11 protein-coding genes are annotated in these 15,176 nt (G+C 41.6%); 2 read left to right on the top strand and 9 right to left on the bottom strand.

Going from position 1 to position 15,176, the window contains the following annotated elements; genetic code table 11:
• Positions 1-162: 162 nt before the first annotated feature.
• The 8 genes from GQR89_RS09245 to GQR89_RS09210 all read right to left on the bottom strand — a co-directional run bounded on the left by GQR89_RS09245 (position 163) and on the right by GQR89_RS09210 (position 9,463).
• Positions 163-1,086 carry a M14 family metallocarboxypeptidase gene (locus GQR89_RS09245; RefSeq protein ID WP_158769780.1) on the bottom strand — a complete coding sequence of 308 codons (924 nt, stop codon included), beginning with the start codon at positions 1,084-1,086 and terminating at the stop codon, positions 163-165.
• Between the two features lie 234 nt (positions 1,087-1,320).
• The gene (locus GQR89_RS09240; protein ID WP_158769779.1) at positions 1,321-1,707 is read right to left on the bottom strand and encodes a ribbon-helix-helix domain-containing protein; all 387 of its coding nucleotides are present in this window, start codon (positions 1,705-1,707) and stop codon (positions 1,321-1,323) included.
• A gap of 149 nt (positions 1,708-1,856) precedes the next feature.
• A complete protein-coding gene (locus GQR89_RS09235; protein WP_158769778.1) occupies positions 1,857-2,486 on the bottom strand; it encodes an HD domain-containing protein in 630 nt (209 codons plus the stop codon).
• 141 nt (positions 2,487-2,627) lie between these two features.
• Positions 2,628-2,948: an excalibur calcium-binding domain-containing protein gene (locus GQR89_RS09230; RefSeq protein ID WP_158769777.1), complete on the bottom strand. Its 321-nt coding sequence runs from the start codon at positions 2,946-2,948 to the stop codon at positions 2,628-2,630.
• Between the two features lie 117 nt (positions 2,949-3,065).
• Positions 3,066-3,887, bottom strand: coding sequence for an ABC transporter substrate-binding protein (locus GQR89_RS09225; protein ID WP_233269129.1), 822 nt, complete (start codon positions 3,885-3,887; stop codon positions 3,066-3,068).
• 228 nt (positions 3,888-4,115) lie between these two features.
• Positions 4,116-6,548 (bottom strand): TIM-barrel domain-containing protein, encoded by a 2,433-nt coding sequence (locus GQR89_RS09220; protein WP_199271398.1) that lies wholly within the window; start codon positions 6,546-6,548, stop codon positions 4,116-4,118.
• 73 nt (positions 6,549-6,621) lie between these two features.
• Positions 6,622-7,443 carry an alpha/beta hydrolase gene (locus tag GQR89_RS09215; protein ID WP_370461070.1) on the bottom strand — a complete coding sequence of 274 codons (822 nt, stop codon included), beginning with the start codon at positions 7,441-7,443 and terminating at the stop codon, positions 6,622-6,624.
• A gap of 94 nt (positions 7,444-7,537) precedes the next feature.
• Positions 7,538-9,463 (bottom strand): alpha-amylase family protein, encoded by a 1,926-nt coding sequence (locus tag GQR89_RS09210; protein WP_199271397.1) that lies wholly within the window; start codon positions 9,461-9,463, stop codon positions 7,538-7,540.
• A 293-nt stretch (positions 9,464-9,756) separates the two neighbouring features.
• On the opposite strand from GQR89_RS09210, the gene GQR89_RS09205 reads away from it, so the two are divergent.
• The gene (locus GQR89_RS09205) at positions 9,757-10,161 is read left to right on the top strand and encodes a DUF1801 domain-containing protein (RefSeq protein WP_158769774.1); all 405 of its coding nucleotides are present in this window, start codon (positions 9,757-9,759) and stop codon (positions 10,159-10,161) included.
• A 68-nt stretch (positions 10,162-10,229) separates the two neighbouring features.
• Here the strand turns inward: GQR89_RS09205 and GQR89_RS09200 are convergent, their stop codons facing one another.
• Positions 10,230-11,249, bottom strand: a complete 1,020-nt coding sequence (locus GQR89_RS09200; protein WP_158769773.1) for a GGDEF domain-containing protein — start codon at positions 11,247-11,249, stop codon at positions 10,230-10,232.
• 815 nt (positions 11,250-12,064) lie between these two features.
• Between GQR89_RS09200 and GQR89_RS09195 the strand changes: the two genes are divergently transcribed.
• Positions 12,065-15,055 carry a tetratricopeptide repeat protein gene (locus GQR89_RS09195; RefSeq protein WP_158769772.1) on the top strand — a complete coding sequence of 997 codons (2,991 nt, stop codon included), beginning with the start codon at positions 12,065-12,067 and terminating at the stop codon, positions 15,053-15,055.
• Positions 15,056-15,176: the final 121 nt, after the last annotated feature.

The raw sequence follows: 15,176 nt of genomic DNA, 5'->3' as shown, positions 1-15,176 counted from the left end.
TAACGGGTTACTTGGGGCAACTTTCAACCTTTATATTTGATGCTGTTAACACAAATTCCTCGCTTTTTAGCCTAATCCTATCAGTATAAAACGAACAACATACGTTGTTCGTTTTATCCTTGCTAACGCAGTAGTATTCACGGTAATTAATAACGTTGAAAATTATGGCTTATGTTGTTGTAAATACGCTAATGCTCCAGTCACTGCTGCGACTTGGGCTAATATACACTCTTCGGGCGTTGCATTAGCGCTGTCAGGATAAACCTCAGTGGTCGTGGTATAGGTCGCATTAGTAAATCCTGCACATAAACCCAAATCTTTTAACGCATAATTAATAACACCATGTTGCATCATGGGTGAACCAATTAACTTGCCTGTGTCATCTGGCAAAGCAATATGGGTAACCTTCTCAACACTTTCGATCACAGCTCGTTGAAATGCTTCCTGGGGATTGTTCGTATCTCCGACCGTATAAAAACCATCTGGGATCTGCCAATTTTCCTGAAAGATACCATCGCGAGCGGATAGTGCTGGCCGAAACTCACTATTATCGGTGTCAGTGGTTTCATGCAAATCGATATGGGCATAAATTGGCGTACCTAAACTACTGACGTATGCCATAATTTGCGCCGCTTCCGGTGATAAAGTATTAGGTATAAAGGAGCGATTAGGATCGACCGCTATAGGATTCCAGCGATTAATCGTTTCGTATCCCCAAGGACTGATACATGGCGCAATAATTAGATTGAAATCAGTTTGATATTTTACCGCATGTTGTAACGCGAAGCGCAGAGCACCTTGTACACCACTTGTTTCATAACCGTGTACACCACCGGTCACTAATATCGTCGGTTTTTGTTGGCTAAATTCTTTAGTGCAAACAACATAAAGCGGATACGGACCATTGGCGTATTCGAGAACACCATATTGCTCAACATTGAAATCACCACGCAAACTGTCAATGTGCACGACAACTTCGTTATGGTAGCTGCGCTTGATAACTTGCTGCCCAAGCCATTGTTCTTTTTCTAAGAGAGTCCAAGGGATACCGGGTTTACCAATGCTGTAACTAAGCTGTTGAGTCATGAATTACCTATAAAATATTGTGAGTCGCTACATAATAGCGGCGATAATGAAAACACGAATATAGTAAAGTATTTATAAGTAATAGTCAGACAAGGAAAGATTTATTCTTTTTAAACGATACAGGTTTTTGTCAGGAATTATTGACTAATAGGTAACGAATAAGTAGCGAAGAAAAGCAATATAAGGGCACAAAATTCGGTATCACTTGAATGGTAATACCGTATTAAATCGAAATTATACAGATGGCTCCCGGGTAAAGCAGCGACGTCGAGCTTGGGTTCGTTTATTTTCATTCGATAATAATAAATCGATTCCGTCTTTTTTCATCGGTGTTTGTTCACAGCGGGTTAATTCACCATCGGCAACCAATGACAAATAACGACCGCAACACACGCGTAAAAATGACGTAAAATTACTCAAGTCTAACTCGGCTTCCTGAGATTCAAAGTACAGTTTTGTTATCAGTTGATTTACAGACATTTCATCACGAAAGGCAATTTCTGCTAATACATCCCAAAAGAAATTTTCTAAACGAATTGATGTTACCACCCCCTCGATCCGTAACGACTTTGTTCTACTTAGCCACTGTTCGGCTTCTGCCCCAATAAACAACTGACACATACTAACGCTCCTTTTAGAATGTCCTACATACTTTTATAATCTTAAACACGATCCACAATAGAACGATCTATATAAAGTTAATCATGAACCTCTTACTCTAGGGTAATAAAACTATACTACAACTATATTCACCTGTTTTTTACCACGTGCTATACACCGATTTCGTGACGTAATTGGCGAATATATTGGTGCATAAAATCGGTACGAAGCCGCGCTTCTCTCTTTGCTTCTTCTGTATGTAATGTCTCTTCAATTTTAAGTAATTTTTGATAAAAATGGTCTAAGGTAAACTGCTTATCATCTATCTCCCGATACAGTGCAAATGGGTCTTTTGACTCATACAAATCACGGTGTAAAGCGCTTCCGACTTGCAAACAACGTGCTATGCCAATTGCGCCAAGGGCATCTAGTCTGTCTGCGTCTTGAACCACACATGCTTCTAAGCTTATAGGCGCTATATTGGCACTAAAACTGTGTGCCATTATTGCATGGTGAATATGGGCAAAATGTTCCGTTGGATAGTCAATATCAGCTAAAAAAACCAATGCCTTATCGGCTGCCAATGCTGAGCTCGACGCGCGCTGAGGATGATCTTTAGGTAAGGTTACACAATCGTGTAACCAAACTGCAGGCATAACCACCCACTCATTGGCTCTTTCTGCTCTGCTTAACTGCTTAGCGTTAGCTACCACACGCCTAACATGTTCAAAATCATGAGCGAGATCAGTGACCATCTCAACTTTTATGAACTCAGCCATTTTAGCTAAAAATACGTCCATGAGAATTACCTATGCTATGCGTGTTTTTGCCAAATCAAACACGTTAAAATACTGGTCGCTTTTTGACCGTAAAGATTAACGAATAAACGAAAGAATAAAGCACTATTATTTGAATTTTATTAATTAAAATCGCATGTTTTTTTAAAAACGACTGTCATTTTCACAAGGAACACCGTCGTTATCACCGTCCATACGAGTATCGGGGCAATGCTGCAAAAAATACTCGGCTTCGGCTCGAGATGTCATTTGCGCACAATATTGCCGACCGTCACAGCGGAAATTCATTATCGTAGGAGCTGGCTTACGCGTGATTTTTTTTTCAGATTGTGCAGTATTTTTTGCTGGAATGATCTGTTTTGTGCTTTGTGTAAGCAAATCAGTGTGATTTGATTGTGCATTAAGCGCCGCAATATTTTGAATCGTTGCGAAACATAATAACGACAAGACAATTAATTTTCTCATTGTCTCACTCCCTTTCGATGACTTAGCGACAGCATATAATAATCCAGTAGAGCAAAACCAGTATAGATATGTATATCAATACGTACTAGAGCATATTTATCACCTGAAAAATTGCGGTTAATTTTCAGGCGCTACCTTAGGGGGGTTATCCATCGCTAACGTCTTACTGTGTACAAACGCCTTATGTTTGAAGGAGTACCTCTCTAAGAGGCTTGATAACCATACGCGGTATTGTTCCGAAGCTAAGACCTTTTCCACGTCATCAAGTAAGCCAATATGCGGAGATTCTTTTGACATGGAGAAAAATAAGTTACCTGTTAGTAAAGGCGTGGGTACATCAACTATTTGCGTATTTAAATCATATAGGTTAAGCAGATGTTGCCCAGATTGGCGCCCAACAATCACTGCATCAATTCTTTGTAACGCGAGCATTGAAAATAAGCTCTGGTGGTTTGCGACTCGAATTACGTAGCTATTATTAAGTAAATGATTATCTAGCGTGCTACCAAGACTGACACCATGGACTAAGCCGATAAACTTTGCATTTAACGATTCTGGTCCTTCGTAATCAAAATAGCGTTCTTTGTTTACAAACAGTGCATTTTCATTGGTTGCCATGGGTATTGCAGAAAAAACAGAATAGCTTTTACGTTCTAAATTTATGAAAGAACATATATTGAGATCGACATCGCCCTGTTCAATTAATTGCTGGCAGCGCTTCCATGGGCCCACATACGTCAAATCGACGTGATAACCAAGCTCACCGAAAAGTTGCGTGGCCACTTCGGCACAAACACCGACAATATTGTCCCCGTCTAACCAATTCCAGGGAGCGTAATCGTGATGACCGCACGCCTTTAAAGTCTGCTTTTCACTGCCGATTGCAACTTGACTCATTAACAAAATTGAAGCAACTAAAACGCCTTTTCGATATTTCAAGCAGTCCATTCTCTTTGGCTTAATGACCCGTTTTACAACGCCAAAATTTGACGCTAATACTTAAAGTAACGCAGAGCGCAAAACTTACCAACTTAAACGATGAAATATTTGTTATCGGCATTTTGATTATTATTGAAATAACGGGCGGTCACGTCTTGACCAGAATTATTGCCGCCCTCATTTCATAATGTGTAATTAACAAAACTAAACTCGACGCCAGCAACAACATTACTGTACGAATACAACACTGTCTTTTTGCCAACTAAATTTCATTTCAAGCGTATTGCTCTCACTGTCCCACCTTGCCCCGCGGTTAGCATTTAAAAACGCCGTTTTGTCCTCGATCAACTCTAGTTGATTTTCACCAACCTTCACCTGATTAATATTCTGCGACCAGTTATGAACCCACAAAGTGATCATGCGGTTACTTGGCATACCTTTGAAGGTTCCTTTTCGATTTAAACTGAATTCAAGTGTGTCATGGTCTCCCTTTGCATCTTTCCCACGCTTGGCAGAGAACGTTAACGTTTCAAATGTACCGTCTCGTATCGCGTGCCGGTTTTTACCATCATCGTTGTACATAACGCCACTAGAGTGAGGAACGCTTTGATCAGCATAATAATGTAAATCCAACGACTCAGTAGAATAGTTATCAGTACTCAGTACCGGTGTCGTCATCGGTATGATTGCCCCACCTCGAGCAAATACCGGTAATAGTTTAATATCCGTGGTGACGGTGATGGTTTGGCCACCGTCGTAACGCTCATCGCTCCAAAAGTTAAACCAGGTACCTTTGGGTAACTTAACACTCACTTCTTGCATATTTGCGCTGGTGATCGGTTTTACCAATAACGCATCGCCCCAAAAATATTGATCCTTTTCGTCAATCAAAGTCAGATCACTCTCATCCTCAAAGAACATCGGACGCATTAGTGGCATGCCCGTTAAACTATTTTCATATGCTAACGAATAATTGTAAGGCAACATGGCGTAGCGTAATTCAACATAAGAGCGCAATATTTCTTTGGTTTTGCCTTGATGATAGACTGGCTCAGGGGCTATATTATCTTGAGCGTGAGGTCTAAACACTGGCTGAAATACGCCATATTGTAGCCATCTTATATACATCTGCGGGTCAAAAACCTCCCCACCAGCGAATCCGCCTAAATCAGAATGGGTGTAGGCCAATCCGAATAAACCCATTTGCAGTGACAACTCGACCTGAGGCTTTAAGCCGTCCCAAGAGCGACTCACATCACCGGTCCAGGGGATCATTCCATAGCGCTGTGAGCCAACGAAACCAGAACGCATCATAATAAACGGGCGCGCATTGGGCGCTAATGAAAGTTGGTGTTGGTAGACTTGCTCAGCCCATTTATGTCCATAGGCATTGTGAACTTCATCAGCTGTGGCAACGATACCGTTCAGATTATGTAACATATCACTGGGGTGTACCTCAGGTTCGCCCAAATCCCCCCACCAGCCTGCAACGCCTTGCTTGAAAAGTTCGGTATAGGTTAGGTTAAACCAATCTCGTGCATCTTGATCAAATACATCCACTAAGCCAGTGTTGCCAAAATAGAAGTCAAACTGATAAGGCTTACCTTCGTCATTCAGTGCCAGTGCATTATTGCTCACCGCATCTTGCCATTTTTTTGATGACGATAAGATAAAAGGCTCGGTAATCAATATTGTTTTAACGCCATCGCGGCGCAAATCACTGATCATTTTCAGTGGCGTAGGAAACGCCTTATTATCCCAGCTTAAATTTCCCATATGGCCTTTAATATCAGCTCCAAACCAATATAAATCGAGCACAATGGCATCTAATCCAAAACCAGAATCCTGATATAGCTTGACCGTATCACGCACTTCTTGTTCACTTCGATACCCAAAACGTGAAGCGAAGCTACCCAGTGCCCAACGCGGAGGCAGTGGTTGTTTTCCGGTTACGGTAACATAGTGCTCAATAAGCTGCGGATAGGTATCCCCCGCCACCACAATGTAACTAGTACGCCCGCCCATAGCCTCAAAACGCATCTCATCAGAATTTGTAGCACCTAAATCCATATAACCACTAGCCGAATTATCAAATATCAAAACGTATTTTTTGCTCGACATGACCGCTGACAAACCAAAATACATTTGTTTTGATTCAGTGGTGTAGCCGTAATGGGCTTTGTTATATAACGGAAAACGCTGACCACGTCGATCCATCCCTACAATTCGTTCCCCTCCACCGAGTAGCTTTTCATTTTTTTGTAAGTCAAAGCTAAAGCCGCGCTGTTTATCATTGATAAACAAACCACTTTGTTCAGCCAATAGCAACTTATCGTCCCGGTAATAACGAATGCGCAATGGAGATTTTTCAATTTCAGCACGTATGCCTAGGGCTGAGAAAATAATGGTTTCAGCCTCATTTGATATCGTTAACTTGGCAGGTTTTGCTACCCCGTCAATGGCAAACGAAGGTAATTGCTTCACATCAATTGGCTGATAAAACACTTCGAATGCGTCATCAGCCAACGCAGTAATGCTCAGCTCGCCTTCATCGGTTTGAATTTGCAGTACTTGCCCATTAAGCGAGTGAGATAAATACTCGCTGCTTGAAACCGAGAATGTCAAAAGCAGCAGGCATAAGCCGATAGATCGTAGTGTCATTTTCCGTCCATTTGAAATGTGTGTTTTAGCTATATTATCTTATCTAAAGTAGCACTTAAATTAACTCGTTTTATCAGTGAATTTGAAATAACCACTTAATTGCATCGGTCAAAGACTGACCCCATAATTGCTCGTTGTGTTTGCCCTGTGGCACACTGACAAACTTCATGTTATTGCGAGGATGACCTTGTTGTTTCAATAGTCGCTGCATTTTGTCCGCATCAGAAATCATTCCATCCCCTTCACCGCTGCCATATAACATAAATAAGCGCGCCTTATTATTTGCTCGATGCAATTTGGTATCACTAAACACGTCCTGTGAATACCAATAGGACGGTGAAAACATGCCCGCCTTACCAAATACATCAGGATAATTATGAACAGCATAATGAGACATTAATCCGCCCATCGCACTCCCTATTATAGCGGTATTTTGCACATCACTTAGGGTGCGATAATTACTATCAATATACGGCTTTACGACTTCAACTATCAATTGCATATACTCGTCACCTTGCGCTTCACCGAACCGCTCATTGGGCCATGGACTCATTTCGTTCATGCGAAAGTCACCGCCATTATCGATACCAACAACGATAAATTCTCGCCCAGATTTTTTAGCCAATGCATTCAGGCTTTCGTCCACTCCCCACTCATCAGCGTATGCCGTTGCGTTGTCGAAGAGGTTTTGACCGTCGTGCATGTATATAACGGGATAAGATTGCGTTTCATTGTTGTAATTTGGTGGTAAATACAAGCGCACAATGCGCTGACGGTCAAGACCTGGAATGAGAAATGGATAAGGCAAAACGGATACATTGGGCGCAGCGGTTGAAGGCCGTTGTTCTACTTGTCCGCAGCCAGAAACACCCATTAGCGCAACAATGACAACCATAATCGATAGCAACATTCTACTCGCGCTACGTGTCCACATACCCATTACAACCCGCCTTATTCAGTTACTTAGCTAAAAATAGAGCCTGCCCACTTTATACGGCGAGACTCAATACCATAGATTGTAACGATCCTAAGCCCATTGAGATATGACCTTTTTGATTTTCCACGACAAAATCTATTTTTTGTCCAGTAAGTAAATCAGTCATCTGATAACGGCCATCATTAACATCCCACTTTTGAATCATATTAAGCGGTACCGTTAATTCAAAACGTTTTGGGGTTTGTGCGAAATTACTCACCACAACCATTTGTTGCAAAGGATGAAAACGGGTATAGGCGAAAAGCGTTTCGTCGTAATCACCGTTTAACGCGATATTGACCTTATGTAGGTCAACATATTCACCCTGCATTGCAATCTGGCTCGCTGAAATGACTAACACTCGGCGATAGTATTCCCGCAATTCTCGCTCTTGAGATGAAAGCATTGCACCATCAAATTTACCTTGATTCGTCCAGCGCTGATAAGCGGGTACGCCGGCATAATCAAATATGGTGGTGCGAGACGGTAAACCAAAACCCATGTTCTCGCTGCCATCCTCCCCTACTTCTTGAGCAAAGTAGATAAGCGTGGGCGAGCGACTAATCAACGCTGATACGACTAGCGCCGGTTTGCCTTTTTCACTGGTGCCAGCAAATTCCGGGCTCGCGATCCGCTGCTCGTCATGGTTTTCAAGGAAATGCAGCATATGTTGCTCGATGTCCATCACGCTCGCTTGCGCATCAATCAACACTGAAGTTGGGGATGTTTCTTGCATTACACCTTTTAAACTGTCGTAAAATCCAACTTTGTCATATAGATAATCCATCTTGCCTAAGGCAATGTAATCTCGATATTTGTCTGGGTTGTAGACTTCAGCTAGTAAAAACGCCTGAGGGTTAGTTTGTTTAATCTGTGAATTAAGGTAACTCCAAAATTCAACCGGCACCATCTCAGCCATATCATATCGAAAACCATCTACCCCTTTGGCGAGCCAATATTGTGTGATGTCACGAAATTTAAGCCATGAATTCGGCACTGTTTTGTCCGCCCAAAATGCCACATGCTCGCTAATATTTTTATCGCGATAACTATCGGGTAAGGTGTCGAAATCAAAGCTACCGTCAGGCTTTACGCCATAATTTACTTTAACCGTTTCGTACCAGTCATTTGCATCGGGTTGCGCCTTGCGTGAACCATTACCGGTCCACTTAGCCGGTGACTCTATAAACTTACCATCAGCTAAAGGATGGGATTCGCCCCCAAGAGGTCGGTAACCGTCAACACCCATAGGTACTTTGAAATCTTGACCAACGACATAATAGAAGTTGTTATTCTGGGCGTATTCCACAGACGTATCATCATTTTCACCAAAATCCGTTAGCCCATCAGGCTTGGCAAGCGACTGATAATTTCGAGCGACGTGATTCGGAACAATGTCAATGATCACACGCATTTCGTTGGCATGTGTGCGCTTTATCAATGCTTCAAATTCCGCTATGCGGTTAGCGGGGTTATCAGCAAGATCAGGATTAACCGAGTAATAATCCTTCACGGCATAAGGCGAACCCGCGCGCCCTTTCACCACATCAGGATCATCTTGCGAAATGCCAAATTCAGTGTAATCGGTAATCACGTCATGGTGCGGCACGCCGGTATACCAAATGTGGCTTACTCCAAGCTCCTTAATTCCTTTAAGCGCTGTATCAGTAAAATCACTAAACTTACCCACACCGTTTTCGTTAATGGTGCCCCAAGGCTTGTTGGTGGTATTTGTATTACCAAACAGTCTGGTAAACACCTGATAAACCACTGGCTTACCGTTTCTTACATCAGGGGCTTTCACCTTATCGATAGTTTCCTTTGAATGCTGGTCTGTCTGGGTTTGTAATTCATATGAACAAGCTAGTAATCCTGCGGCCATAAATATTAGACTAAATATTCGGCCTCTATTATTATATTTTTGAATGTGTGCATACATGGTTTCGATATCCTAGAACAGCCGCACATTTCACTCACTGCAATTCACACAGTATTGTAAAACTTAGCTTAAAACGTTAACAATTTAATCACAAATGATACCCTTGAGCACATGCTTCGAACAGCAGACTACATACGTATTCATGGGTAAATCAGCAAACAATTGCGTATTTATATAACGTAATGGCAATTTATAAAGTTCTACGCAATAGAATTATTGTCAGTAGCCTCACATATTTGAATATCGTCATTAAGATGTTTATTGTTCAATGACGAAATAAGGCAGAAAAAATCATGAATAACGATATTCAAGCATTATTGGCGCGCTATCCACCACAAGCAGTCAGCCAGTTTATGTCCGTTAGACAATTAATATTTTCGCTCGCCAACGAGAATGAATTAAATCCTGTTGAGGAAACGCTAAAATGGGGGGAAGCAAGTTATAAAGTTAAAGGTGGCAGCGCCATTCGAATAGGCTGGAAAGCCAAGGATCCGAATTTCATCAAGGTGTACTTCCATTGCCAAACAATTTTACTTGAGACGTTCAAAGAGCTTTATCCAAAAGACTTCGTTTACGAAGGCAATAGAGCGATAACCATTCCCCTAACCTGCATAATTAAGCACACACCTCTGCGCCATTGTTTAACGCTTGCGCTTCAGTATCACACCCTTAAGCAACAGCCTTTACTGGGTGCGTGAATACAAAAATACATTGGAAATAGTTTAGCGAAGATAGCAATAATAATTGCAATTATAATTGCAATAACTTAGCGAGTAATGATGTGATTCCGTCCCTGTTCTTTTGCTTGATAAAGTCGACCATCGGCAGTCTTATAAATCTGCGCTAAACTACTCCCATCCGCAGGCCAACGGGCAACCCCAATACTGACAGTAATATTCAGTGTACAATTATCGATGGTTATATCTTTTTCTACTGCCTTTCTTAAACGTTCAGCGATTTGTTGTATCTGTAGCTCACTTGTATCAGGTATTAGCAGACAAAATTCCTCACCACCAAAACGAAAAGCCCAGTCGTTTCGACGACGCATATCATTTATCAACTTAGATACCTTCACCAGTACCGCATCACCCATATCGTGACCGTATCGATCATTAACTCGTTTAAAATGATCCAAGTCTAGCAACAACATTGACACGGATTGCTGCTTTTCGGGGACACTTTGACACAGTATTTCAAAGATGGAATCAAGATGCAGACGATTGTTTAAGCCCGTTAACGGATCAATGGCTGCCATCTGCTGCAAGCGTTTTATCATAGCAGCCCTTTTAAATTCGTAGGTATAAGATAACACCCAAATTGCCGTCAGACATAAAGCAATATTAACAATAGCAATAGGATTGATATCAGGATTACTGAGTAAATGAGCGAAAATAAGCATACCCACCCCAGCTCCCAAATAGACGATGGTAAATAGACTGCCTAATTTAATGCCAAGCAACAGATACGATAAAACGGGGATAATATATAACCACGTATATAGGGTTGAATTAAACGAAGTACTATATATTCCAATCAATATTACTGAATATAAGGCAAGCAAAAAAACTGAAGACCATAACGTAAGATTAGGGGTTTTCTGATGGATAGTAAGGATACCAAGCGCCAGGAGGACTAGGCCTAATTGAATTACCGCATAGACTTTAAAACCCATTAGCCAGTTATTGACTATAAAAATGCAGCCAGCAAATATTATTACGATTAACACAGCCTTTAACACATTGCGCCGATAATCGAATTCGTCGACCCATAACTTGGAAATCGCCATTAACTATTTATTCCTCTGTGACAACCACAACTGTATTGAATTTCCCAGTGATAGAACTAATTAAACGTTAACCAAATCCTCATAGATTAACGTTCATTATCAAACATATAGCTGATATGTTAATCAAAATAGCCCCCCCGATCGTAATTGTCTGTCTTTATTATCGCGACGACTAATGGTCAACGGAACCACCGGTTTTATTCTGCTTCAGATTGATAATCAACGCATAATATTATACTAGGGATCACGTCTGTGCGAGCTTGTGGAAAACGCTTATCACATTACTCAAAATTTCAGCACTGTGTCATGCTGACAAATGACTTTTCACAATCTCAACTGAGTCCTCTGTACTTGTATCTATTTGTTCTTGAACGGTCCGTCTATCACCCATCCCCACTCAAATATTTAAATAATTGATAATGTTTAATATAGATCATTTACTCGCACTCAACCGTTCCCGCCCAGCGTTATAAGGGAATAGTTAAATTGCAGTATAACTTGGCAAGTAAATTTTGCTGTGAATAAGGCTTAAATTACCCCCTTACAAGCAATTAATATTGTATATTCGTTGCGCTAATAGCATTGAATGATAGACATTCCAAACAGACTTACTAAGATACAACTTGAGAAGCTAGGATGCTGTGTCTCGGATACCTTTGTGTATTGATTCTTTTCTTTCTTGAAATGTGAACAAATAACGACGATATGATCTGACAACATCAAGTAAGGTGCAAACTCACCATCTTTAATCGTGTCAGCTATTTTATCATTTTATTTCAGAGTGAGTTAATAAGCGACTTGGTAATTGAATGCGTATGAACGGAAAACGTAGTAGTCAATTTAAAATGTTAGTTAAGCGTGAGCAGCAAGCAAAAATATGGATGCAATGTTCACCCAAAATCACAAAAACCATACTATTTGTCCTGATAGTTGCAGTTTATCCTGTAACCGTATTTTCCGCGCAAAATGATCAGAACGAAACACCAACGATACTCAGTCAGTCAGGAAGCTCGTGGTATACTAAAGGCGAATACGACAAAGCCATTGAATACTTTCAACAAGCGCTTGCCAGTAATATTGAAACCTATGGTAAAGCGCATCCAAATGTAGCAACAATCCACAATAACTTAGCGCTCGCTTGGAAAGCTAAGGGCCAATACGACAAAGCTATTTTCTATTATGAATTGGCCCTTGCCAGCACCCTAGATTATTTTGGTAAAGACCACCGAGAGGTGGCGTCAATAAGAAGTAATTTAGGCTTGGTCTGGTATGCCAAAGGGCAATATGACAAAGCAATTGATTATTATGAATTAGCGCTCGCTAGCAGCCTTCTTAATGTAAAACAAAATCATTCGTTCATTGCAACTATACACAGCAATATCGGGCTGGTTTTACAAGCCAAGGGGGAATACGACAAAGCCATTCGCAACTTTGAATTAGCCCTTGAAGATGGCATTTCCACCTACGGAGAAGATCATCCCTCAGTTGCCATAAGGCGCAGTAATTTAGGCAGTGCTTGGGAAGCAAAAGGTCAGTACAAAAAAGCACTCAAGTATTACGAACTCGCGTTGCAAAGTGGTATTTCAAACCTTGGTGATAACCACCCAACCGTAGCGACAAGACGCAATAAACTAGGGAGCGCATGGCAAACACTTGGCCAATATGGCAAAGCAATTCACTATTACCAATTAGCGTTAACCAGCAGTGTTCGTTCAGTTGGTGTGAACCATCCCTCGGTAGCCATTATACGTAATAGTTTAGGCAGTGCATGGGAAGCAAAAGGCGAGTATGCCAAGGCAATTGAACAGTACGAAAAAGCCCTTGCCATTAACGTTCGTACCTTTGGTAAAGACCATCCTGATGTATCAAGCACACGTCGGCAACTGGGACGCGCTTGGCAGGAAAAAGGACAGTATAAAAAAGCCTTGGAATATTATGAACAAGCCTTGGCAAGTGATATAAAAACGTTTGGGATGGAACATCCCAGTGTAGCGGTTTCACGCAGACTACTTGGCAGCCTGTGGCAGGCAAACGGTCAGTACGAGAAAGCGATTGAATTTTATGAACTGGCGTTATCCACTAGCCTTTTAACATTCCGCGAAAGGCACCCTGACGTGGCGAGCATTCGCCGTCAGCTCGGCAGCGCGTGGCAGGAAAAAGGTCAGTATGAAATTGCATTAGAGTATTACGAACAGGCCTTGGCAAGTGATACACAAATTTTTACAGAAGAACACCCAAACGTAGCGGTGACAAGAAGCTTGCTTGGCAGCCTGTGGCAAGCGAAAGGCCAATACGATAAGGCGATTGAATATTATGAGTTGTCCCTTGCCAGTAGTCTTCTGACATTTGGAGATAGTCATCCTGACGTGGCAAGCACTCGTAGACGGCTTGGCAGCGTTTGGCAGGAAAAAGGCCAATATGATAAAGCCATGGCATATTATACGCAGGCGCTGGCAAGTGATATACAAACCTATGGAGAAGAACACCCAGATGTAGCTCGCACGCGAAGGTTACTTGGCAGTCTATGGCAAGTACAAGGTCAATACGAAAAAGCGGTCGCATATTACGAATTAGCGCTTCACCAAGCGCTACTTATCTTTGGGGAAGACCACCCTGACGTGGCAAAAATTCGCAATAATTTAGGCAGTGCATGGCAGGCTCAAGGTCAGTACGAAAAAGCCAGTGAATATTATGAATTAGCATTGCAAGGTGCGCGACGATCTTTTGGCGAAGAGCACCCTATTGTGGCTACAACGCGTAGTCATATAGGTAGCCTTTGGCTGGCAAAAGGTCAATACGATAAAGCTTTTGAGTTTTATGGACAGGCGTTGGCCAGCAATATACAAATATTAGGTGAAGATCATCCTGATGTCGCTGAAATACGCAGTAGTCTCGGCCGGATATTAAAAGCCAGAGGGCAATATCGTGAAGCTATTAAGTATTACGAACAAGCGCTTAATAGTGGAATCAAAACCTTAGGTGAAGATCACCCTTCGGTTGCAATTAGGCGTAGTAATTTAGCTAGTTTATGGGCAGCTCAAGGACAATACAATAAAGCCATCGAATATTATCAATTAGCGCTTGCCAGTGGGATCAAAACATTTGGTGAAGATCACCCTTCAGTCGCGATTAGGCGCAGTAATTTAGGCAGTGCATGGGAATCATTAGGTGAATACGACAAGGCGATTAAATATTATGAGTTAGCCCTTGAAGGAGGCATTAAAAACTTTGGTGAAAACCATCCTTCAGTGGCCAAAAGACGCAGTAATTTAGGGAGTGTATTCAAATCTTTAGGCCAATATGACAAAGCCATTGAATATTATGAACAGGCTTTAAAAAGTGGCATTTTAATGCTTGGTAAAGACCATCCCTCTGTCGCCATCAGGCAGAACAATTTAGGCAATTCATGGCAAGCAAAAGGCGAATACGACAAGGCGATCGAATATTATCAACAAGCTCTGGCAACTTATATCTTAACCTTGGGTGAAAACCATCCCAATGTGGCCACTACGCGAAGCAATCTAGGTAGCGCGTGGCAGGCGAAAGGAGAGTACGATAAGGCCATTGAATATTACGAGTTAGCCCTAGAAAATAGTCTTGATAATTTTGGTGAAAATCATCCGTCTGTTGCGACAACTCGTTCTAACTTAGGCAGTGCATGGCAGGCAAAAGGACGATATAAAAAAGCCCTTAAGTATTATCAATTAGCATTAAAGTCGGGGCTGGAAATATATGTAAAAGACCATCCTTTCATAACGACAACTCGCAACAACATAGACATTGCAAAGGATGCACGCTGGCAGTGATGCAAAACAACGATACTAATTTTTTAGTACCGAGTGATAAATACATATTTGGGCTTTAATTGACGTAAAAAATAACCGGCATAAGCCGGTTATTTTTTTCTGTTCATCCCCTTATCTAGTC

The organism is Paraglaciecola sp. L1A13, assembly GCF_009796745.1.
In the GTDB taxonomy this organism is placed as follows: domain Bacteria; phylum Pseudomonadota; class Gammaproteobacteria; order Enterobacterales; family Alteromonadaceae; genus Paraglaciecola.
This window is presented reverse-complemented; position numbering and strand designations above follow the sequence as displayed.

What these genes read in the sequence shown, in the direction of transcription:
- GQR89_RS09210 (WP_199271397.1), bottom strand. Translation starts at nt 9,463, where the DNA reads ATGTATGCACACATTCAAAAATATAATAATAGAGGCCGAATATTTAGT.
- GQR89_RS09240 (WP_158769779.1), bottom strand. Translation starts at nt 1,707, where the DNA reads ATGTGTCAGTTGTTTATTGGGGCAGAAGCCGAACAGTGGCTAAGTAGA.
- GQR89_RS09200 (WP_158769773.1), bottom strand. Translation starts at nt 11,249, where the DNA reads ATGGCGATTTCCAAGTTATGGGTCGACGAATTCGATTATCGGCGCAAT.
- GQR89_RS09245 (WP_158769780.1), bottom strand. Translation starts at nt 1,086, where the DNA reads ATGACTCAACAGCTTAGTTACAGCATTGGTAAACCCGGTATCCCTTGG.
- GQR89_RS09195 (WP_158769772.1), top strand. Translation starts at nt 12,065, where the DNA reads ATGAACGGAAAACGTAGTAGTCAATTTAAAATGTTAGTTAAGCGTGAG.
- GQR89_RS09220 (WP_199271398.1), bottom strand. Translation starts at nt 6,548, where the DNA reads ATGACACTACGATCTATCGGCTTATGCCTGCTGCTTTTGACATTCTCG.
- GQR89_RS09215 (WP_370461070.1), bottom strand. Translation starts at nt 7,443, where the DNA reads ATGGTTGTCATTGTTGCGCTAATGGGTGTTTCTGGCTGCGGACAAGTA.
- GQR89_RS09235 (WP_158769778.1), bottom strand. Translation starts at nt 2,486, where the DNA reads ATGGACGTATTTTTAGCTAAAATGGCTGAGTTCATAAAAGTTGAGATG.
- GQR89_RS09230 (WP_158769777.1), bottom strand. Translation starts at nt 2,948, where the DNA reads ATGAGAAAATTAATTGTCTTGTCGTTATTATGTTTCGCAACGATTCAA.
- GQR89_RS09205 (WP_158769774.1), top strand. Translation starts at nt 9,757, where the DNA reads ATGAATAACGATATTCAAGCATTATTGGCGCGCTATCCACCACAAGCA.